The organism is Streptomyces sp. NBC_00237, assembly GCF_026342435.1.
Taxonomy (GTDB): Bacteria; Actinomycetota; Actinomycetes; order Streptomycetales; family Streptomycetaceae; genus Streptomyces.
The window spans coordinates 181,266-201,642 of sequence record NZ_JAPEMT010000001.1; the positions used below are offsets into that span (position 1 = coordinate 181,266).

A 20,377-nucleotide genomic window follows, 5' to 3' on the forward strand; every position below is an offset into this window, starting at 1 on the left:
ACACGATCCACGGATAGATCACGGGGGCAGTTTGCCCCTTTAATCCCACAAATCGAGGGACGAACAGGGACACGCTTGTGAACGCGTTCACATTCACAAGCATTATGTCGCACGGCCATTCGGAAGAACCCAGGGGGGTACCCCCCAGAAAACACCGGTGCCCCCACAAGCCGCACACGGCTCACAGGGGCACCAGCCACATCACGCCGACCGCGCTACAGCTCCTTGCGGAACGCCTCCGCCGCCTTGAGGAAGAGGTCGTTCGCCTCGGTCTCACCGATCGTCACGCGCACGCCCTCGCCCGCGAACGGCCGCACCACGACGCCCGCCTGCTCACACGCCGCCGCGAAGTCGGTCGTGCGCTCCCCCAGCCGCAGCCACACGAAGTTCGCCTGCGTCACGGGAACCGCCCAGCCCTGGCCGACCAGCGCGTCGTACACCCGCGCCCGCTCGGCGATCAGCGCGTCCACCCGCTCCAGCAGCAGGCCCTCGGCGCGCAGCGAGGCGACGGCCGCCTCCTGTGCGATCTGGCTCACACCGAACGGCACCGCCGTCTTGCGCAGCGCCGCCGCCACCGGCTCGTGCGCCACGACGAATCCGACGCGCAGACCTGCCAGCCCGTACGCCTTGGAGAAGGTGCGCAGCACGGCGACGTTCGGCCGGTCCCGGTAGAGCTCGATGCCGTCCGGCACCTGCTCGTCGCGGATGAACTCGCGGTACGCCTCATCAAGAACGATCAGGATGTCCTTCGGCACGCGGTCGAGGAAGCGCTCCAGCTCGGCCCCGTGCACCACGGTGCCAGTGGGGTTGTTGGGGTTGCAGACGAAGATCAGCCGGGTCTTCTCGGTGATCGCGTCGAACATCGCGTCCAGGTCGTGCACGTCGCCGTCGGTCAGCGGCACCTTGACCGAGGTCGCGCCGCTGATCTGCGTGATGATCGGGTACGCCTCGAAAGAGCGCCAGGCGTAGATCACTTCGTCGCCGGGACCCGAGGTCGCCTGGAGCAGCGACTGCGCCACGCCGACCGATCCGGTGCCGGTCGCCAGGTGGGAGACCGGCACGTCGAAACGCTTCGCCAGCTCCTCCATCAGTCCCGTGCAGGCCATGTCCGGGTAGCGGTTGAAGACCCCGGCGGCGTCGAGCGCCCGCTCCATGACGCCCGCGAGCGGCGGGTAGGGGTTCTCGTTGGAGGACAGCTTGTACGCCACCGGACCGTCACCCTCGGCGGCCGCGGCCGGCTTCCCGGGCTTGTACGTGGGGATGCCGTCCAGCACCGCACGCAGCTTGGGGCTCGGCGCGCTCGTACCGCTCGTCTCGCTCACTTAAGGTCCTCCTCGACCGTACGTACCACCAATACTGCTCACCTTATGAGGATTGGGCGGCGCTGCGAAGGGGCCGCCGAAGACCGGCACGCGGCCACGCGGGAGGCGGCACCCCGCGGCACGGGAGCCCGGCGGACGGCCGGAAAGAGCTGCCCTCCCCCGGCGCGACACACAGGGGGCGCGCCCCTCCGATCCGTGCGCGCCGGTGGCTCACTCCGTGGCGCGCGTCCCCCGAAGTGGTGAGTTGAGACCTCATCGAGACCTGGGGCGGGTACCGGACGCACCCCGCCAGCCACCCGACTCCACGGCAACAGACCCCCCAACTCCCTTAACTTCCATGGTCATTGAGCGGCCCACGCCATGCAGAAACGTGCCTGCCACCAGGCGCATATGCACGGCAGCCAATCAGGCATCCGAGCCCTAATATCGGCTCGCCATGACAGCACCAGGGAAGCATCAGGTGAGCCGGACCGAGACACCCCGGCGAGGCAGTCGGCCAGGACGAGCGGGCATCCGGGATGTCGCCGCCGCAGCCGGTGTCTCCATCACGACCGTCTCCGACGCCCTCAACGGCAAGGGACGGCTCCCGGACGCCACCCGCCGCCACGTTCGCGAAGTCGCCGACCGGCTGGGCTACCGCCCGTCCGCCGCGGCCCGCACCCTCCGTACCGGTAAGTCGGGCCTGATCGGCCTGACCGTCACCACCTACGGGGATGAACCTTTCACCTTCACCGAATTCGCGTACTTCGCGGAGATGGCCAGAGCCGCCACCTCGGCGGCACTCGCCCGCGGCTACGCCCTCGTCATCCTCCCGGCGTCCTCCCGGCACAGCCCCTTCGACGTGTGGCAGAACGTCGCACTCGACGGGACCGTCGTGATCGACCCCTCGGACGAGGACGCGGTCGTCACCGAGCTCATGCGACAGGGCCTGCCCGTCGTTTCGGACGGACGCCCGGCCGGGAGCCTCCCGGTCACCGCATGGGTGGACAACGACCACGAAGCCGCCGTACTCGAACTCCTCGACCACCTCGCCGACGCCGGCGCCCGCCGGATCGGCCTCCTCACCGGCACCACCACCGACACCTACACCCGGCTCTCCACCACCGCGTACCTGCGCTGGTGCGAGCGCGTCGGACAGGATCCGGTGTACGAGTCCTACCCGGCGCACGACCCGTGCGCGGGCGCTGTCGCGGCCGACCGGCTGCTCGCCCGCCCGGACCGCCCGGACGCCGTGTACGGACTCTTCGACCCCAACGGCACCGACCTCCTGGCCGCCGCCCGGCGCTACGGGCTGCGCGTCCCGGAGGACCTCCTCCTCGTCTGCTGCTCCGAATCCACGGTGTACGCGAGCACCGAGCCACCCATCACGACGCTCTCGCTCAAGCCCCGCCGGATCGGCACGGCGGTCGTACAGCTCCTGATCGACGCCATCGAGGGACTGGACACCGGGCGGCCGGTCGAGCAGGTGATACCGACCGAACTCATCATCCGTACGTCGTCCCAGCGACGCCCTCCGCGCACCACGGTGAGCGCCCCGCGCTCACCATCGGGGGACTGACGGGGCGCGGCGGAACGGGCTTTCGGGGCGGCAGCGGGGAGCCGCCCCGAAATCAACACCGGGACCGATCTCCGCAATCCGGACGAAACAACGGGTGAACTGCGGGTGTACCCGGATTCACCACCCCTGGTGCCTCACACAGCGCGGGCCGCATTCCTATGATGGGCGCACGACACGGCGGACCACCCGAGACCAGGTGGGACCCCAAGGTGTACGGCGGTGCGACGGTGGTGGAGGGGTCAATGACTCAGGGGGCCGGTCAGGGACCCGCGGTGCGTACGGCTACGTTGCGGGACTTCCGGGTGCCTCCCTATGCGCAGGCTCCCGTCGCGACGTTCGACGCGGAGCAGGTGCACACGGGGGAGCGGACATTCCCGGAAGCGATGCGGCCGGAAGCGATGCGGCCGGAGGCGCTTCAGCCGGAGCCACTGCTTCCGGAGCAGGCGCGTCCGGAAGATTCGTACGCTTCCCACCCGGGCACGTACGAGCCCGAGCCGCCCTTCGACGAGAACTTCAGCGAGGAATTCGACGAGGACGACGAGCCCGCGGGCTACACCCCCACCCAGCGCGACCTCCCGGTGATCAGCCGGGACGACCTCGGCGGCCCCGGGGACACCCTGCGCATCCCGCAGCCCGAGTTCGCCACGCAGTCGGACGGCGAGGGCCTCGGCCCGCTGTTCGTCGTCGGTGACGTGCACGGCTACCTGGTGGAGCTGCTGGACGCCCTGCACGAGCAGGGACTGATCGACGAAGAGGGCCACTGGTCGGCGGGCAACGCCCGGCTCTGGTTCCTCGGCGACTTCACCGACCGTGGCCCCGACGGCATCGGCGTCATCGACCTCGTGATGCGGCTGTCCGCCGAGGCGGCGGCAGCCGGGGGCTACTGCAAGGCCCTCATGGGCAACCACGAGCTCCTGCTGCTCGGCGCCCGCCGGTTCGGCGACACCCCCGTCAACTCCGGTGCGGGCACCGCCACCTTCCAGGCGGCCTGGCTCCTCAACGGCGGCCAGAAGCACGACATGGAGCGCCTCCAGGACGTCCACCTCCACTGGATGGCCCGCCTGGACGCGGTCGCCCTGGAGGACGGGCACCTCCTGACCCACTCGGACACCACCGCCTACCTCGACTACGGCAGCACCATCGAGGACGTCAACGACACGGTGCACGACATCCTCAACCGCAACGACGCCGACGAGTGCTGGGACGTCTTCCGTAGATTCACCAAGCGTTTCGCGTTCCGTGACGAAGGCGGCTCCGACGCGGTGCGGGAACTGCTCCACGCATATGGCGGCCAGCGCATCGTCCACGGTCACAGCCCCATCCCGTACCTCCTCGGCGAGGTCGGCAACGAGGACACCTCCGAAGGAGAGGGCAGCTCGGGGCCGGTCGTGGAGGGTCCACACGTCTACGCGGACTCGCTCGCCATCGCCATGGACGGCGGCGTGACGATGGCCGGAAAGCTGCTGGTGGTCCAACTGCCGCTGAATGACTGAGCGTCACGGACTCGTACGTGCGCGGTACGAACACACTCCCACCGCCTGGCCAATTTCCGGAAACCCCCTGTCACCGCGTGCCGTAACGGCTCTACCATCGGGTTATCCGTAGCAGGCTCTCCTCCGTTTCCGCCCAACCGCCCCACCGAAGCGGGCAACCCGGCCCTACGGAGCATCGGGGGATGCACATGAACAGCGCTCCGCACCTGCTGGCCGAGGACCGCCCGGAGTTCGAGCGGACCCTCGGAGAAGCACTGCGCACCGCGCACGAACGCCCGGAACTCGCCGCCCCGGACGGGCGGTTGAACAGCGAGCAACTGCGCACCGCCGCGCTCAGCGCCAGGGAAATAATCAACGAGCACGCCCGTACCGAGTACGACCACTACGTGAAGGTACGCACCGAGCTGCGCGCACCCGCCCTGCCCGCCACCCTGCTCACGCCGGGGATCGGCGAGAACGCCGAGGCCACCGGCGCGGGCGCCGTCGCCGTCGTCGCCGTACTGACTCCCGTGCTGGCCGGGATCGCAGCGGTCGTCCTGCTGCTCGTCGGGTACCTGCTGCGGATGCTGAAACCGCAACCCGCGGTCGCCGACGCCCTGCTGACCGCCGGGTGGATCTTCGCGGCGCTGACCGCCGCGGGTCTGCTCGGTGCGGCGATCGGGCTGCTGTTCACCGCACTGCGCAACGGCTCGACCGCCTTCCAGGTCGGCCACCGGGACGCGGGCACGGAGGAGGTCGACCGGGCCAGGGACGCCTGGACGGAGGCGCTCCTGGAGCGGGGCATCATCCCGTTCCTGCGGGAGGCCCTCGCCAAGCCGCCGGAGACCGGCCCTTCCGGTACCGAACCCTCCGGGGCCGGGCGGCCCGGGAGCAAGGCCCCCGAGCCGCCCCAGCAGTCCGGCCGCATCCCCGGACTCGGGTACTCACGGCCGGACTTCAGCAGCCCCAGCGAGAACGGCAGCAACAGCAACGGCCACAAGTCCCGACCGAGCTACTCCAGCCCGGACTTCTCCAGCCCCGACTACGGCGGCCCGGAACACAAACCGGAGTAATCCACCGACCGGAGCGACCAACAGCCCGGAGTGATCCGCCAACCGGAGTGATCCGGTTGGCCGCCGCCCCGTCCTCAGTCCGCGATCGGCAGGTACACCCTGTTGCCCGCCGCCGCGAACTCCGCCGACTTCTCCGCCATGCCCGCCTCGATCTCCTCCGCCGTCCCCCCGTGCTCACGCCGGATGTCGTGCGAAATCTTCATCGAGCAGAATTTCGGCCCGCACATGGAGCAGAAGTGCGCCGTCTTCGCCGGTTCGGCCGGGAGCGTCTCGTCGTGGAACTCCCGTGCCGTGTCCGGGTCGAGGGCCAGGTTGAACTGGTCCTCCCACCGGAACTCGAACCGCGCGTCGCTCAGCGCGTCGTCCCACTCCTGCGCACCCGGGTGGCCCTTGGCGAGGTCCGCCGCGTGCGCAGCGATCTTGTACGTGATGACGCCGGTCTTCACGTCGTCCCGGTTGGGCAGGCCCAGGTGCTCCTTGGGCGTCACGTAGCAGAGCATCGCGGTGCCCCACCAGGCGATCATCGCGGCGCCGATGCCGGAGGTGATGTGGTCGTAGGCGGGCGCCACATCGGTCGTCAGCGGGCCGAGCGTGTAGAACGGCGCCTCCTCGCAGATCTCCTGCTGGAGGTCGATGTTCTCCTTGATCTTGTGCATCGGGACGTGTCCCGGGCCCTCGATCATGGTCTGTACGTTGTAACGCTTGGCGATCGTGTTGAGTTCCCCGAGCGTCTTCAACTCCGCGAACTGCGCCTCGTCGTTGGCGTCCGCGATCGACCCGGGCCGCAGCCCGTCGCCCAGCGAGTACGTCACGTCGTACGCGGCGAAGATCTCGCAGAGCTCCTCGAAGTGCTCGTACAGGAACGACTCCCTGTGGTGCGCCAGGCACCAGGCCGCCATGATCGACCCGCCGCGCGAGACGATGCCGGTCTTGCGGCGCGCGGTGAGCGGCACGTACGCCAGGCGCACGCCCGCGTGGACCGTCATGTAGTCCACGCCCTGCTCGGCCTGCTCGATGACCGTGTCCTTGTAGACCTCCCAGGTCAGGGCCTCGGCGCGACCGTCGACCTTCTCCAGGGCCTGGTACAGCGGCACGGTGCCGATCGGTACCGGCGCGTTGCGCAGGATCCACTCACGGGTGGTGTGGATGTTGCGGCCGGTGGACAGGTCCATGACCGTGTCGGCACCCCACTTGGTCGCCCAGGTCATCTTGTCCACCTCCTCCTCGATCGAGGAGGTGACCGCGGAGTTCCCGATGTTGGCGTTGACCTTCACCAGGAACCGCTTGCCGATGATCATCGGCTCGATCTCCGGGTGGTTCACGTTCGCGGGAAGCACCGCACGGCCTGCGGCGATCTCCTCCCGTACGACCTCGGGCGAGACGTTCTCCCGGATCGCCACGTACTCCATCTCGGGCGTGATCTCCCCGCGACGTGCGTACGCGAGCTGGGTCACGGCCTGCCCGTCGCGGCCCCGCCGGGGCTGGCGCGGGCGGCCGGGGAAGACCGCGTCGAGGTTGCGAAGATCAGTCGCTCCGCTCCGGAGGAGGCCCCCGCGCGGGGACGTGTGCTTGATGCCGTCGTCCTCGGGGCGGACCGGGCGGCCCGCGTACTCCTCGGTGTCGCCGCGCCCGACGATCCAGTTCTCGCGCAGCGGGGCGAGGCCACGCCGTACGTCCGTCTCGATGTTCGGGTCGGTGTACGGGCCGGACGTGTCGTACAGCGTCACGTCCTTCCCGTTGGTCAGGTGCACCTGACGGACCGGAACCCGAAGGTCCGGACGCGATCCGTCGACGTACCCCTTGTGCCAGCCGGGCGTGCGCCCGTCCTGGTCGGAGGCAGGCGTGCGTGCATCCATCGTGGTCATGAGACCTACTCCCTACGCCGGCATTACCCGGTAACAGGTTCGGCGGTCGACGCAGCCGTTTCCGTACGTGTACGTACGGAGGTCAGCGCCCTCTCAGCCCGGTGCTCCGAGCTCCCGCGTGTGCAAAGGTGCCCCCACGCTAGCGCCATGCCGGGCGCGCTGAACAGAGGGCCCCTGCCGTTCTTGCGATGATCGCCCTGTGACCCCACCACAGCCCCCGTCCCAGCCCCCGCCCCCGCACCCGGCCGAGCCGCCCTCCCGGCCGACGCCCCCGCAGCCTCCCCCCGCCGCAGGTCACGGGCACGGACACAGCCACAGCCACAGCCACGGCCCCGCCGCACCCGTCTCCCAACACCTGCGCAAGGTGATCGCGGCGGTGCTGATCCCCTTCGCGACGGCGGTGCTCGTCGGGCTCGCGATCCTGTGGCCGGGCGGCGCACCGGCCCACGAGCGCACCGGAGTCGGCTTCGACCGGCAGACGGAACAGGGCAAGGTCGTCGGCGTCGACACCATCGACTGCAAGGACGCGAACGTCGCCCCGCAGCAGCCCGCACCGGGCGATCCGGCGCAGCCTCCGAGCGACAGTGCCCCCACCACCTGCAAGAAGGCCACCGTCGAGGTGACCACCGGCGCGGAGAAGGGCCGCACCTTCACCGAGATCGTCCAGCCGGAATCCTCACGGCAGTTGAAGCAGGGTCAGGAGGTCGTCGTCGCGTACGCCCCGAACGCGCCGCGCGATCTGCAGTTCTCGGTGACCGACGTGAACCGGAAGCTTCCACTCACCCTGCTCGCCGGGATCTTCGCCGTCGCGGTGGTCGTGGTCGGCCGGATGAAGGGCGTCATGGCGCTGATCGCGCTGGTCGCGTCGTTCGCGGTACTGACCCTGTTCATCCTCCCGGCTGTCCTCCAGGGGTCGAATCCGCTGGTCGTGGCGGTGGTCGGGGCGAGCGCCATCATGCTGATCGCCCTGTACGCCTGTCACGGCCTGAACGCGCGCACCTCCGTGGCCGTCATCGGCACGCTGATCTCGCTGCTGCTGATCGGGCTGCTCGGATCGCTGTTCATCGGCTGGGCGTTCCTGTCCGGGAACATCGACGACAACACCGGCCTGATCCACAGCCTCTACCCGTCGATCGACATGAGCGGCCTGCTCCTCGCGGGCGTCATCATCGGCTCGCTCGGTGTCCTCGACGACGTGACGGTCACCCAGACCTCCGCCGTCTGGGAACTGCACCAGGCCGACCCGACGATGGGCCCGCGCGCGCTGTACCGGGCGGCGATCCGCATCGGCCGCGACCACATCGCGTCGGTCGTCAACACCCTCGTCCTGGCCTATGCGGGCGCCGCGCTGCCCCTGCTGCTGCTGTTCTCCATCGCCCAGTCCAGCGTGGGCACGGTGGCCAACAGCGAGCTGGTCGCGGAGGAGATCGTCCGCACCCTGGTCGGCTCGATCGGCCTGGTCGCCTCCGTCCCGGTGACGACCGCACTCGCCGCCCTGGTGGTCTCCGCGGACCGCTCGGGCTCCGGTGCCGGCTCTCGTACGACGCCGGACGCGCAGCCGGTACGGACCGGGCGCGGTCGGCGCCGCAAGAGCTGAGGCGGGCGGCGGAGCCCCGAGCGGGCTGCGCCGGGCCCGCGCTCACCCGGCTCGTTCCACGCCCACTCTCCGAGCGCCCCTCCTCAGCCCGCGTTCTCCTCCGCGAGGATGCGGCCCAGCTCGTCCTCCAGGCACTCCGCATAGTCACTCTGCGTATGCTCCTGGCCGAGCGGCACCAGCTTGTCGGTGCGGTCGAGGAACGCCACCAGGGGCGCCGCGCTCGCCCGGAACAGCGCCCGGTCGCCGCCGACCTGGAGCCTGATGTGGACGTCGGCGAGTTCGTCCGGATCGGTCGGCGAGATGTGCACGTCGCCCTCGCCGCAGGGCTCGTTGATTCCGTCGACCAGCAGTTCACGGCCGAAAGCCCAGGTCACAGGGGCGTCGCCGGGCAGGTGGAAGGTCAGGCGGATCGCGTACGGGTCCCTCGCCTCATACATGAGCTCCACCGGAATGCGGAAGGAGAGCTCCTCAGAGACGAGGAAGCTCATCATGACCTCTGCCTGAACCGACTCGCGCATAGCCAACCCTGCCGTAGATGAAAGTGGCTGGAACGATCTCTTCCGGCCCTCTTGACGTCATCGTGCTTGAAGCAGTAACAGATCACAAGGAGTGAGTTTTCAGATACTGATAGAGAACATGAGCGAACGTGCCACCTCGGCGATTTCACCGCGCAGACGTTCGATCGTGGCCTCCAGGCGGTACTCCTGGTCGAGCGGCAGGGAGATCGCCAGCACCGTCGCCGTCTGCCCGATCGTGACCGGGATCGCCGCGCAGACCGTGCCGAGCGCGTACTCCTGGCGCTCGAAGACCGTCTCCATCCGCTCGATGGCCGCCAGCCTCTCCAGCAGGGAGGAACCGTCGCGCACGGTGTACGTGGTCAGGGCTTCGACGGGGTGACGGTCGAGGTGGTCCTGACGGGTACGGGTGTCCAGCTGGGACAGCAGGCACTGGCCGATGGCGTGCGCGTGCGCGGTCTCGCGGAGGTCGGCCCACTCTTCGACGGCGGGGTGTTCGATGCTCTCGGCGAGGGCCGTCAGTTCGACTTCGCCGTCGCGGTAGACGGCGAAGTACACCGCGGCCCCGAGCGTGTCGCGCCAGCGCTCCATCGCCTCGGTGATCGTGCTGCGGCGGGCCTGGCCCGCTCCTCCCCGCCCCAGCCGCCCCGCGGCGGACCCGAGCACGAAAACACCCTGCTCACGATGGAGGTATCCCTCGTGGGTCAGGGTGCGCAGCAGGTGGTAGGCGGTGGGCAGCGGCAGACCGGCCTCACGGGCGAGCTGCTTGGCGGGGGCGCCGCCGGGATGGTCGCTGACGGCTTCCAGCAGGCGCAGCGCGCGCTGGACCGAACCGATCAGGGTGGGGGCCGACGTGGGACCGCCGGGCGCGGGCACGGAAGGGGGCGCGGCGGGTGCGGGTGCGGCGGGCCGGGCGGGTGCGGTGGTGCGGGGTGCGGCGGTCGGTCGGGTCGTGGGCTGGGCCGTGGCCATGGTCACTCCCGGAGTCCCGTGGGGCAATGCGGCCACCGGAGAGCGGGAGTCCCGGGTGGCGGCAGCGGTTTTTCAGCCTAACTGCCATGCCCGGGGCCTCAGTTGTTTTCACGTGTCAGGTTCCCCCCGGCGGGCTAACGCCCGCACGGGCTACCAATCGGCGGCCACGGCCGTGCCGCCGTCGCGGTCACCAGCCCTTGGAGGAGCCGCCGGACGAGGAGGACGACTTGAAGCGCCGTACGACGTAGATCAGACCGCCCACCAGTGCCACCAGGACCAGCAGCTTGAACAGCAGGCCGATCAGGGTGCCGATCGCGGTGAGGATCATTCCGCCGAACACGATGAGGACGAGGGCCGGAATCGCGACCCACTTCACCCAGGCCGGAAGACCTCCGAATATTTCCCGTGCAGCCATTTCTCTTGCCTCTCCCTCGGTCCGGTACCTGCCCGGCTCTGCGGTGTTTCCCTGATGTCGATGCTAGGCGCGGAAGCACTCCCGCTGGGGTCTCTCCAGCCCTTGAAGACCCCTGATCCGCCCCCTAGGGAACCTCGGGGTGTTTCACGTGAAACATTCGGGGGCGCCCCCGCTCCGCACGGCCCCCCCCTCTGCTCAGCTCTCCGGCGGAGAGAACACCACCAGCACCCGCAGGTCCTCCGAGATGTGGTGGAACTTGTGCGCCACTCCGGCCGGTACGTAGACCACGCTGCCCCGCGCCACCTGTGTCGTCTCCATGCCAATGGTGATCGCCGCCCGGCCGCTCACCACGAAGTAGATCTCGTCCTCTTGGTGCGGCTGCTGCGGGTCCGTCGAGCCCGCGTCGAGCGCGTACAGACCGGCCGACATGTTCCGTTCCTTGAGGAACTGCAGATACGCGCCGTCGTTGGCGGCGCGCTCCGCCTCCAGCTCGTCCAGTCGGAATGCCTTCATGCCTGCCCGCTCCTCGCCGTGTACCGCCGCACCTGTATGCCACGGATCATGTCTGCCACGATCAGACACATGATGAATTTCGCAGTCAAGACGATCGCCAACGCGGTCGCCCTCTGGGTCGCCGTATGGCTCGTCCGGGACATCACCCTCACCGGCGACAGCACCGGCCGCAAGATCGGCACCCTCATCGTCGTGGCCCTGCTCTTCGGGCTGGTGAACTTCCTGGTCAAGCCGGTGGTGAAGCTTTTGTCCTTCCCGCTGTTCGTGCTCACGCTCGGCCTGTTCACCCTGGTCGTCAACGCGCTGATGCTGCTGCTGACGTCCTGGCTGGCCGACAAGTTCGACCTGGCCTTCCACGTCGAGGGTTTCTGGACCGCCGTGCTCGGCGCCCTGATCATCAGCGTCGTTTCCTGGGCACTCAACGTGATCCTCCCCGACGGAAAGGACTGACCCCGCATGCCGATATCCGACGAGGACGGCGACGGCACCCGGTCCGTACGGGCCGGGCTGCCCGACCCCGTCGCCCACGAGCCGGCCCTCCCGGGGCCGGTGTTCGCCGCGCACTTCCACCTGCCGGGCGAGCCCACCGGCCCGTACACCTACGGTCGCGACGAGAACCCCACCTGGACGCATCTGGAAAGGGCGATCGGTGAGCTGGAGGACCCCGGCGGGGCGGCGCACACGGTCGTCTTCGCCTCCGGCATGGCCGCCGTCTCCGCAGTGCTGCTCTCCCAGGCGTCGTCGGGCGACACCGTCGTCCTGCCCGACGACGGCTACCAGGCGCTCCCCCTCGTACGCGAGCAGTTGGAGGCGTACGGGGTCCGGGTGCGCACCGCGCCCACGGCGGGTGAGGCTCAGATCGCCCAGCTCACCGGGGCGAGGCTGCTGTGGATCGAGTCGCCGTCCAATCCCGGCCTCGACGTCTGCGACATCCGCGTCCTCGTCGACGCCGCCCACGAGGCGGGCGCGCTGGTCGCCGTCGACAACACCCTCGCCACCCCGCTCGGGCAGCGTCCGCTCGACCTGGGCGCCGACTTCTCGGTGGCCAGCGGCACCAAGGGACTCACCGGCCACGGCGATCTGCTGCTCGGTTACGTGACCTGCCGCGATGCCGAACTCGCGGCACGGGTACGGCGCTGGCGCAAGGTCGTCGGCGCGATCCCCGGCCCCATGGAAGCCTGGCTCGCCCACCGTTCCCTGGCCACCCTGCATCTGCGGGCGGACCGGCAGGGGGCGAGCGCCCTGGTGCTGGCGACGGCCCTGCACGGCCACCCGTACGTGAGCGACCTGCGCTATCCGGGGCTGCCCGAGGACCCGTCGTACGCGATCGCGGTGCGGCAGATGCAGCGCTTCGGGTGCGTGGTGTCCTTCACTCTGCCGGACAAGGCGTTCGCGGAAAGGTTCCTGGAGGCCCTGCGGCTGGTGGACGACGCGACCAGCTTCGGCGGCGTACGGTCCACGGCCGAGCGGCGCGGGCGGTGGGGCGGTGACGCCGTGCCGGAGGGGTTCATCCGGCTTTCGGTGGGTGCGGAGGACGCGGACGACCTGATCGTCGACGTGCTGCGGGCGCTGGAGGTGGCGGGCGGACCACTTGACGGACCGGCCTCGTGACCGCGCGAGCGCCGGGACGGACCGCTGGATGCAGCAGCCATGTACGTAGCGCTGGGTAGCCGCCTGGCGTAGGACGGGCGGTCCGAGCCTCCCCCCTCGTGGTTCGGACCGCCCCGGTTCTGCGCGCGAAGAACCGCCTGCACAAGGCTAGTTGACTCTGCGTCAGTGTCCAATCACGCTAACGACAGAGACCTATCGACATATTTATACTGCGTCTTCGGACACACCGGCGGGGACCGGATCACGGGGCCTGGACGGCAGTACGGGAACGGGCGGACGCCCTCGGCCCCGCGACCGCCGCCCCGGCACCGCGCAACGCGGAAGGCATGACATGGATCTGGCCCTGCTGCGCACCTTCGTCACCGTCCACCGGGCGGGCTCCTTCACCCGGGCGGCCGCCCTACTCGGGCTCTCCCAGCCCGCTGTCACGGGCCAGATCCGCACGCTGGAGCGGCAGCTGGGCCGCCCCTTGTTCCTCCGGCGGGCGCGTGGTGTCACGCCCACCGCCATCGGCGACGAGCTCGCCCACCGCGCGGCTCCGCACCTCGACGCCCTCGTCGAGATCACCGAGACCGGCCTCGACGACCAGTCGGGCGTACGCACCCTGCACCTCGCCGGGCCCCCCGAGTTCACGTCGCTGCGCGCCCTGCCCGCCCTCGCTCCGCTCACCGCCCAGGGCCTGGCCCTGCGGGTCGCCTTCGGCAGCTCCGAGGAGACCCTCGAAGGGCTCGCCGCCGGACACCACGACCTGGCGCTCACCACCGACCGGCCGCGCGGCGGGCTGCTGACCGCCACCGCGCTGTGCGACGAGGAGCACGTCCTGGTCGCCGCCCCGCGCTGGGCCAAGCACCTCACGCCGGAACTCCTCGCCGACAAGGGCGCCGTCGTGCTGGAGAACCTCCCCGTCGTGGAGGTGCACGAGAGCCTGCCGCTCGTCGCCCGCTACTGGGCCGCCGTCTTCGACACCCCGCCCGCCGCCGCGGGCACCGTCGTCGCCCCCGACCTGCGTGCCGTACTGACCGCCGCCACAGCGGGCGCGGGCCTGGCCGTGCTGCCCCGCTACCTGTGCGCGGACGCGCTGGCACACGGCGACGTGGTGGCGCTGTACGAGCCCGCCGTGCCGCCGCTGCGCACCTATTTCCTGGCCGTACGCACCGGCACGCTCTCCCAGCCGCACCTCGCGCGGGCACACGAATGGCTGCTGCGCGCTGCCGGTGACTGGTGCTGAAGCGGAGCCGACAGGGGCCGGGGAGTTTCGGCAGGCCCCCGGCGGGCCACGTTATTGCCATGACCGAACGTCCCGTGGTCAAGCGCACCGCACGCGCCGTCCTCCTCGACGGCGACCACCTCGTCCTCATCAAACGCACCAAACCCGGCGTCGATCCGTACTGGGTGACCCCCGGCGGGGGAGTCGAACCGGAGGACGCCACTGTCGTGGACGCCCTGCACCGGGAGGTGGACGAGGAGCTCGGGGCGAAGATCAGCGACGTGGTGCCCTGCTTCGTCGACACCGTCGAGCACATCACCGGCAGCGGCATGGCCGGTGCCAAGGTGCAGCACTTCTTCGTCTGTCGCCTGGAGTCCATGGACCCGGCGCTGCGGCACGGCCCGGAGGTGGACGATCCCCTCGGCGAGTACGAGATCGTGCGCGTGCCCTTCAGCCGGGTCGGCATCGCGGCCGTCCATCTCGTACCGCTGTCGCTGCGTCACTACCTGGACGGCAACATCGAGGGCGTACGGGCACTGCTGGCACCGGACCTGGGCTAATCGCCCGCAGCCACCAACTCCTCGGCTAATCGCCCGCGGCCACCAGCTCCTCCACCGCGTCGTGCCGTATCCGGCTGCCCGGTATGCCCACCGTGCGCAGCGCGTCGAGGCCGCTGCGGATCATGCCGGGCGGACCGGAGAGATAGGCATCGTACGCGTTCCACGGCCCGAACTGCCGCACGGCGTCCGGGAACTGGGAGCGGTCGTCGACGACCGGCCGCACCGAGAGCCAGGAGTGCGCCTTCGCCATGCGCAGCATGGTGTCGATGTCGTAGAGGTCGTAGTCGGTGCGCGCCCCGTAGAACACCTCGACGGGCCGCCGCTCGCCGTGCTCCGCGACGTCCTCGACCAGCGCCTTGATGGGGGCGATGCCGGTGCCGCCGCCGAGGCAGAGCAGCCCGTTGTCGGTGGTGTGGTCGACAGTCATCGAACCGGACGGCGGGCCGAGCCGCAGCACGTCGCCGGGGCGGGCCCTGTGCACCAGCGCGTTCGACACCCAGCCCGCCGGGACCGCCTTCACGTGCAGGGTGAGCAGACCGTCCGGGCGCGGGGCCGCCGCGAAGGAGTAGTGCCGCCAGATCCGCGGCCACCAGGGCGTCTCCAGGCTGGTGTACTGCCCCGCCAGGAAGGGGTACGGCTGGTCGGGGCGCAGCGTGACCACGGCTATGTCGGGGGTGCGCAGGTCGTGGGCGACGACCTCGGCGTGCCACCAGGCGGGCGAGGTCAGCTCGCTCTCCGCCGCCGCGTCGATCATGATCTGCGAGACGGCCGTGTACGTCCGGATCCAGGCGGCCTCCGTCTCCCGGTCCCACACCGCCTCCGCGTACCGCGCCAGCGCACCTATCAGGGCCTCGCCGACGGCCGGATAGTGCGCGGACCGCGTGCCGTACTTGCGGTGCCCGGAGCCGAGGTGTCTCAGGTACTCCCGCAGCACTTCCGGGGTGTCCATGTGGTCGGCGGCGGTGAGCAGCGCCTTGAAGAGCCGGTCGCGCTGGGTGTCCATCGCGGGCGGGAACAGCTGGCGCAGCTCGGGGTGCCGGACGAACAGCAGCGCGTAGAAGTACGAGGTGGCCCGGTCCGCCACCGGCGCGATCTCCGCCAGGGTCCGGCGCACGCGGACGGCGTCCGGGGAGGGCTGGTGGGCCTTGGGGGCGGCGGGGGTCCGGGGCGGGGTGCTCCCGAAGAAAAGTACGGAGGCCGTCGGCGCGGGGTCCGCGGCGGGTTTGTGCCCGGCCTCGCTGTGCTGCTCGGCCGCACCGCTGTTCCCGGCCGGTGTGGTGGTCGGAACGTCCATTCTGTGCCTCGCCTCGAACGTCATGTGGTCGCGCTTCTCCCTCAGTGAGAGCTCTGTGAGAGCAAGGCGGAAAAGGCTGCGCGTCGGCCGCAGTTCCCGTTGTCGCAGCGTGTCAGCCCCTCCCTCGAAACGGGCGAAGACCGGGAAGTCCTGGTTTCCGATCTCTCCTTGCCTCTAGGCTGCTTTCGCCCCATGCCCATGGGCCCCGGGTTCGAGGCAGCGCATTCCCAGGAACACCGGCACCATTCCTGCCGCGCCCAGGTCTCCGGCCGTACCGCGATGTTTCACGTGAAACATGCCGCAGCGAAAAGCCCGCCCCCGATCCCCCGGCACAGGGGAATTCAAGGACGGGCGAGAACGGCTGCGGGCAAGCGGCCCAGGTCAGCGCTGCGCGGCGACTGCCACCGGTTCGGGAGTGGCTCCCGCTCCCGCGACGACCCGGCTTCCGTTCCTGGTCGTACGACGGTCCAGGGAGCCCGACAGGAGGGCGACGAGCAGCGCGGACACGGCGAGGGCCGCGCCGACCCAGTTCGGAGCCGTGAGCCCGAGCCCACCGGCGATGACGAGGCCGCCGAGCCAGGCCGCCAGGGAGTTGCCGAGGTTGAAGGCACCGATGTTCCCCGCGGAGGCCAGCGTGGGGGCGGCTGCGGCCTGGTCCAGTACCCGCTTCTGCAACGGCGGCACGGTCGCGAAGCCGAACGCGCCGATCAGGAAGAGGGTGACGGCGGCGGCGACCTTGTCGTGCGCGGTCACGGTGAAGAGGGCGAGGACCACGGCGAGCCCGGCCAGGGACACGTACAGCAGAGGCATCAGCGCGCGGTCCGCGAACCGGCCGCCGATCAGGTTGCCGACGACCATGCCGAGGCCGAAGAGGACCAGCAGCCAGGTGACGGAACCCGGCGCGTAGCCCGCGACGTCGGTCAGCATCGGCGTGATGTAGGTGATCGCGGCGAACACTCCGCCGAAACCGAGGACCGTCATCGCCATGGCGAGCAGCACCTGCACGTTGCGGAACGCCGCCACCTCGTCGCGCAGCCGTACGCCTGCGGGCTTCGGCATGTCCGGGACCAGTTGGGCGATGCCCGCGAGGCCGATCACGCCGAGTCCTGCGACGACGAAGAAGGTGGCCCGCCAGCTGACCTGCTGTCCGAGCCAGGTGCCGAACGGGACACCGACCACATTGGCGAGGGTCAGGCCGGTGAACATCATCGACAGGGCCCCGGCCTTCTTGTGAGGCGCGACCATACCGGCGGCGACGATCGAGCCGATGCCGAAGAACGCGCCGTGGGTGAAGGAGGCGATGACGCGCCCGGTCAGCATCACTCCGAAGGCCGGGGCGACGGCGGAGATCAGGTTGCCCGCGACGAAGAGCCCCATGAGCAGCATCAGCATGTTCTTGCGGGAGACGCGGGTGCCGAGTGCGGTCATCAGCGGGGCTCCGAGGACGACGCCGAGACCGTATCCGGTGACGAGGTATCCGGCGGTGGGGATCGAGACCTGGTATTCGGCGGCCACCTCGGGGAGCAACCCCATGATCACGAATTCGGTGGTGCCGATACCGAAGGCGCCGATGGCCAGGGCGAGGAGCGCGAGCGGCATGGGGGGTCCTTCCGGGGGTGCCTGCGGGGGCCGCAGAGGGGGAGCCTGGGGGCGGCCCAGATTGATTGCAGAGGTTCTCTACGAGCGTTGACAATAGTTGCAGACGCCGATTAATTGCAAGCGCGGGATATTGCGGAAGTCGCCTATCCTGGTGTGCGGGCCGCATCCCCGGCCGCCCGCTCCGCTCGCGGCACGCCGCCGCACCGCCCACCGCGCAGGGGGACGAGGAGAGACCAGATGACCGCCACCGACCCCGCACTCACCGCCCTCGCCCAGGGCTGGTGCGCGCTCTCCCTCCTGCACAGCCGCATCGAGGCCCACATCGAGAAGGCCCTCCAGCGCGGGCACGACCTGAGCGTCCGTGAGTACTCCCTGCTCGACGTCCTGAGCCGTCAGCACAGCGGGCCCGGCGGACACCTCCAGATGCGCCAGGTCGCCGAGGCCGTCCTGCTCAGCCAGAGCGCCACCACGCGCCTGGTCACCCGGCTGGAGGACCGTGGCCTGCTCACCCGCTATCTCTGCGACACCGACCGCCGCGGCATCTACACGGACGTCACCGACGCCGGCCAGACCCTCCTCACCCAGGCCCGCCCCACCAACGACACCGCTCTGCGCGAGGCCCTCGACGCCGCCGCGGAGAACCCCGAACTGGCCCCTCTCGTACGCACCGTGGAAGAACTGCGCACCCCGGTCTGAGCTGCGCACCCTGCCAGCCCCGCGCACACCGGCGCGGCCCGGCCTGCGTAATCTGCGGCCATGACTGCCGAAGACCTCCGCATACGCCCCTCCGTCGAGGCCGACCTGCCCGCCATCGTCGCGATGCTCGCCGCCGACCCGCTCGGCGAGCAGCGCGAGTCCCCCGACGACCTCACCCCGTACACCGAGGCGTTCAAACGCCTCGCGGAGGACCCGAACCAACTGCTCGTCGTCGCCGAGCGCGAAGGACGCGTCGTCGGCACCCTCCAGCTCACCCTGGTGCCGGGCCTCTCCCGCAAGGGCGCGACCCGCTCGATCATCGAGGCCGTACGCGTCCACGCCGACGAGCGCGGCAGCGGTCTGGGCACCCGGTTCATCGAGTGGGCCATCGAGGAATCCCGTGCCCGGGGCTGCCAGTTGGTGCAGCTGACCTCGGACATCAGCCGGAAGGACGCCCACCGCTTCTACGAGCGGCTCGGCTTCACCGCGTCCCACGTGGGCTTTAAGCTCCAGCTCTGACCGGGCGGGGCGCGGCACCGGGCGCGGCACCAGGGCCGGTGCCGCGCCCCTCGCGCAGCCAGGCCCGCCGGACAGGCGCTAGCCGATCCCCCGCCACCCCCGCGCGTCCACGCCGCCCGGAACCGGAGCGTCCGGCTCGTACACCTCCCGGGTGAAGACGAACGACGCCACGTCGAGATGGCTCACCGTGCCGTCCTCCGGCTTCCGCACGACCCGCAGCGTCTCCCCGGCGTAATACCCGTCGAGCCCGATCCATGTTCCGTCCGGCCGCGCCAGGAAGCGCGAGTTCCGGCCCGCGCTGCCGTCCAGCTTGCCCAGCGAGAGGCCGCCGTCAGCCGTCAGACGCAGCCCGAAGGCGAGCGTGCCCCAGTACCAGGCCCCGGTCAGCTCCAGCAGCGCCGCATCCACATCGCCCTTTGCCAGCGGACGCCACGGCTCCGGAATACCCGGCTCCGCCTCGGCGACCAGGAGGGCGAGCTCCGCCGCCACCGCCCCGGTCGCAGGCCCCGACGTCGCGTTGGCCAGCGCCGCGGCCGACACACCATCGGTGACGTCCACCCACAGCGCAGCCACGTATCCCGGCAACGAACCGCCGTGCCCGATCAGTTCCCGCCCTCCGGCCCGGATCACCTGCACTCCGAGCCCGTACGTGCCGTCCCAGCTCCCGGCCTCCAGCGGCGCCGCAGGGACCCGCATCTCCCGTACCGAGTCCGCACTCAGCACCTGCTCGTCGCCCGCCAGCAGGAAGGCCCCGAACCGGCACAGGTCCCCGGCCGTCGACCACAGCTGCCCCGCGGGCGCCATCAGCCCCAGGTCCTCCACCGGTTCCGGAAGGAGTACGTCCGCCCAGGGGTGCACCGCCCAGCCCTCCGCATACGGCGCCTCGGGCTGCGCGCTCGTCCGGGTCAGCCCGAGCGGCTCCGTGATCTCCCGCCGCACGGCCTCCGCCCACGGCACCCCGCGCACCGCCTCGACCAGTGCGCCGAGCAGCGTGTAGCCGGGGTTGGAGTAGTGGAAGATCCGCCCGACCTCATGCGGACGCGCCACTTCCGCTCGTACGTCACCATCTCGTACGCCACCGTCTCGTACGTCACCGAGCACGTCGGCCAGGTCCGGGCGCAGCGTGCCGGGCGTCCGCTCCCACCAGGGGCCGGACGTCTCGGCCGCCAGCCCCGCGGTGTGACCGAGGAGCTGACGGATCATGACGTCTCCGGCGCCGGTGCCCGGCACGTGCTTCTCCAGCGGGTCCGCGAGGTCCAGCAGCCCCTCGTCGCGCAGGCGCATCACCAGCACCGCGGTGAACGTCTTGGTGATCGACCCGATCCGGTACTGGTCGTCCGGCCCGGGCGCCCGTCCGTCGACCTCCGTGCCGCGCACCCCGCTCCACACGAGCCGCCCGTCCCGCAGCACGGCCGCTGTCAGCGACGGTGCGCGGCCCTCGGCCTGGGCGGCGGCGACACGGCGGAGGAGGGAACGACGAGTGCTCGGAAGGAGGTCGGAAAACTCGTGCTCCGGGGTGGCGTTCGCAGAAGTGTTCATGCGACACAACTATCCCGGCTCCCTCCTGCCCGTCGAATGAGATCCGCGCG

Annotated in this window: 19 protein-coding genes and 1 riboswitch; of the genes, 10 read left to right on the forward strand and 9 right to left on the reverse strand. The window is 70.4% G+C overall.

Translation table 11 applies throughout. From position 1 onward, the window contains the following. Window positions 1-215: 215 nt before the first annotated feature. A complete protein-coding gene (hisC, locus tag OG897_RS00815; protein WP_266651841.1) occupies window positions 216-1,322 on the reverse strand; it encodes a histidinol-phosphate transaminase in 1,107 nt (368 codons plus the stop codon). A 436-nt stretch (window positions 1,323-1,758) separates the two neighbouring features. Here hisC and OG897_RS00820 point away from each other — a divergent pair, with 436 nt between their 5' ends. The 3 genes from OG897_RS00820 (at window position 1,759) to OG897_RS00830 (ending at window position 5,425) form a co-directional block, all read left to right on the forward strand. After that, complete coding sequence (locus tag OG897_RS00820) at window positions 1,759-2,880, forward strand: LacI family DNA-binding transcriptional regulator (protein ID WP_266651843.1); 1,122 nt, start codon at window positions 1,759-1,761, stop codon at window positions 2,878-2,880. A 242-nt stretch (window positions 2,881-3,122) separates the two neighbouring features. Then, window positions 3,123-4,373: a metallophosphoesterase gene (locus OG897_RS00825; protein ID WP_266651845.1), complete on the forward strand. Its 1,251-nt coding sequence runs from the start codon at window positions 3,123-3,125 to the stop codon at window positions 4,371-4,373. Between the two features lie 182 nt (window positions 4,374-4,555). Continuing rightward, complete coding sequence (locus tag OG897_RS00830) at window positions 4,556-5,425, forward strand: hypothetical protein (RefSeq protein WP_266651847.1); 870 nt, start codon at window positions 4,556-4,558, stop codon at window positions 5,423-5,425. 74 nt (window positions 5,426-5,499) lie between these two features. Here the strand turns inward: OG897_RS00830 and thiC are convergent, their stop codons facing one another. Further along, window positions 5,500-7,290, reverse strand: a complete 1,791-nt coding sequence (gene thiC, locus OG897_RS00835) for a phosphomethylpyrimidine synthase ThiC (RefSeq protein WP_323187955.1) — start codon at window positions 7,288-7,290, stop codon at window positions 5,500-5,502. After that, window positions 7,283-7,418, reverse strand: a riboswitch (TPP riboswitch). Its footprint overlaps the gene before it by 8 nt. A gap of 71 nt (window positions 7,419-7,489) precedes the next feature. Between thiC and OG897_RS00840 the strand changes: the two genes are divergently transcribed. Then, complete coding sequence (locus tag OG897_RS00840) at window positions 7,490-8,887, forward strand: YibE/F family protein (RefSeq protein ID WP_266651849.1); 1,398 nt, start codon at window positions 7,490-7,492, stop codon at window positions 8,885-8,887. 83 nt (window positions 8,888-8,970) lie between these two features. On the opposite strand, the gene OG897_RS00845 is transcribed toward OG897_RS00840, so the two are convergent. The 4 genes from OG897_RS00845 to OG897_RS00860 form a co-directional block, all read right to left on the reverse strand. Beyond that, a complete protein-coding gene (locus OG897_RS00845; RefSeq protein ID WP_266651851.1) occupies window positions 8,971-9,405 on the reverse strand; it encodes an SsgA family sporulation/cell division regulator in 435 nt (144 codons plus the stop codon). 99 nt (window positions 9,406-9,504) lie between these two features. Further along, window positions 9,505-10,374, reverse strand: a complete 870-nt coding sequence (locus OG897_RS00850; protein ID WP_266651853.1) for an IclR family transcriptional regulator — start codon at window positions 10,372-10,374, stop codon at window positions 9,505-9,507. 187 nt (window positions 10,375-10,561) lie between these two features. Beyond that, entirely contained in the window at window positions 10,562-10,789 is a 228-nt protein-coding gene (locus OG897_RS00855) for a DUF5326 family protein (protein WP_266651855.1), read from the reverse strand. Between the two features lie 195 nt (window positions 10,790-10,984). Next, entirely contained in the window at window positions 10,985-11,302 is a 318-nt protein-coding gene (locus OG897_RS00860; protein ID WP_266651857.1) for a cupin domain-containing protein, read from the reverse strand. 69 nt (window positions 11,303-11,371) lie between these two features. Here OG897_RS00860 and OG897_RS00865 point away from each other — a divergent pair, with 69 nt between their 5' ends. The 4 genes from OG897_RS00865 (at window position 11,372) to OG897_RS00880 (ending at window position 14,680) form a co-directional block, all read left to right on the forward strand. Beyond that, window positions 11,372-11,752, forward strand: a complete 381-nt coding sequence (locus OG897_RS00865; protein WP_266651859.1) for a phage holin family protein — start codon at window positions 11,372-11,374, stop codon at window positions 11,750-11,752. Window positions 11,753-11,758: 6 nt separating this feature from the next. Continuing rightward, window positions 11,759-12,913, forward strand: coding sequence for a cystathionine gamma-lyase (locus OG897_RS00870; protein ID WP_266651861.1), 1,155 nt, complete (start codon window positions 11,759-11,761; stop codon window positions 12,911-12,913). Window positions 12,914-13,244: 331 nt separating this feature from the next. Continuing rightward, window positions 13,245-14,141 carry a LysR family transcriptional regulator gene (locus OG897_RS00875; protein ID WP_266651863.1) on the forward strand — a complete coding sequence of 299 codons (897 nt, stop codon included), beginning with the start codon at window positions 13,245-13,247 and terminating at the stop codon, window positions 14,139-14,141. Window positions 14,142-14,200: 59 nt separating this feature from the next. After that, on the forward strand, window positions 14,201-14,680 hold the full coding sequence (locus OG897_RS00880) for an NUDIX domain-containing protein (RefSeq protein WP_266651865.1): 480 nt from the start codon (window positions 14,201-14,203) through the stop codon (window positions 14,678-14,680). 25 nt (window positions 14,681-14,705) lie between these two features. On the opposite strand, the gene OG897_RS00885 is transcribed toward OG897_RS00880, so the two are convergent. Beyond that, window positions 14,706-15,974, reverse strand: coding sequence for a globin domain-containing protein (locus OG897_RS00885; RefSeq protein WP_266651867.1), 1,269 nt, complete (start codon window positions 15,972-15,974; stop codon window positions 14,706-14,708). 381 nt (window positions 15,975-16,355) lie between these two features. Further along, complete coding sequence (locus tag OG897_RS00890; protein ID WP_266651869.1) at window positions 16,356-17,573, reverse strand: MFS transporter; 1,218 nt, start codon at window positions 17,571-17,573, stop codon at window positions 16,356-16,358. A 237-nt stretch (window positions 17,574-17,810) separates the two neighbouring features. Here OG897_RS00890 and OG897_RS00895 point away from each other — a divergent pair, with 237 nt between their 5' ends. Together OG897_RS00895 and OG897_RS00900 are read left to right on the forward strand one after the other, a co-directional pair. Continuing rightward, window positions 17,811-18,269, forward strand: coding sequence for a MarR family winged helix-turn-helix transcriptional regulator (locus OG897_RS00895; RefSeq protein WP_266651871.1), 459 nt, complete (start codon window positions 17,811-17,813; stop codon window positions 18,267-18,269). A gap of 60 nt (window positions 18,270-18,329) precedes the next feature. Next, window positions 18,330-18,788 carry a GNAT family N-acetyltransferase gene (locus OG897_RS00900; protein ID WP_266651873.1) on the forward strand — a complete coding sequence of 153 codons (459 nt, stop codon included), beginning with the start codon at window positions 18,330-18,332 and terminating at the stop codon, window positions 18,786-18,788. Between the two features lie 78 nt (window positions 18,789-18,866). On the opposite strand, the gene OG897_RS00905 is transcribed toward OG897_RS00900, so the two are convergent. Continuing rightward, window positions 18,867-20,327, reverse strand: coding sequence for a serine hydrolase (locus OG897_RS00905; RefSeq protein ID WP_266651875.1), 1,461 nt, complete (start codon window positions 20,325-20,327; stop codon window positions 18,867-18,869). Window positions 20,328-20,377 lie beyond the last annotated feature (50 nt).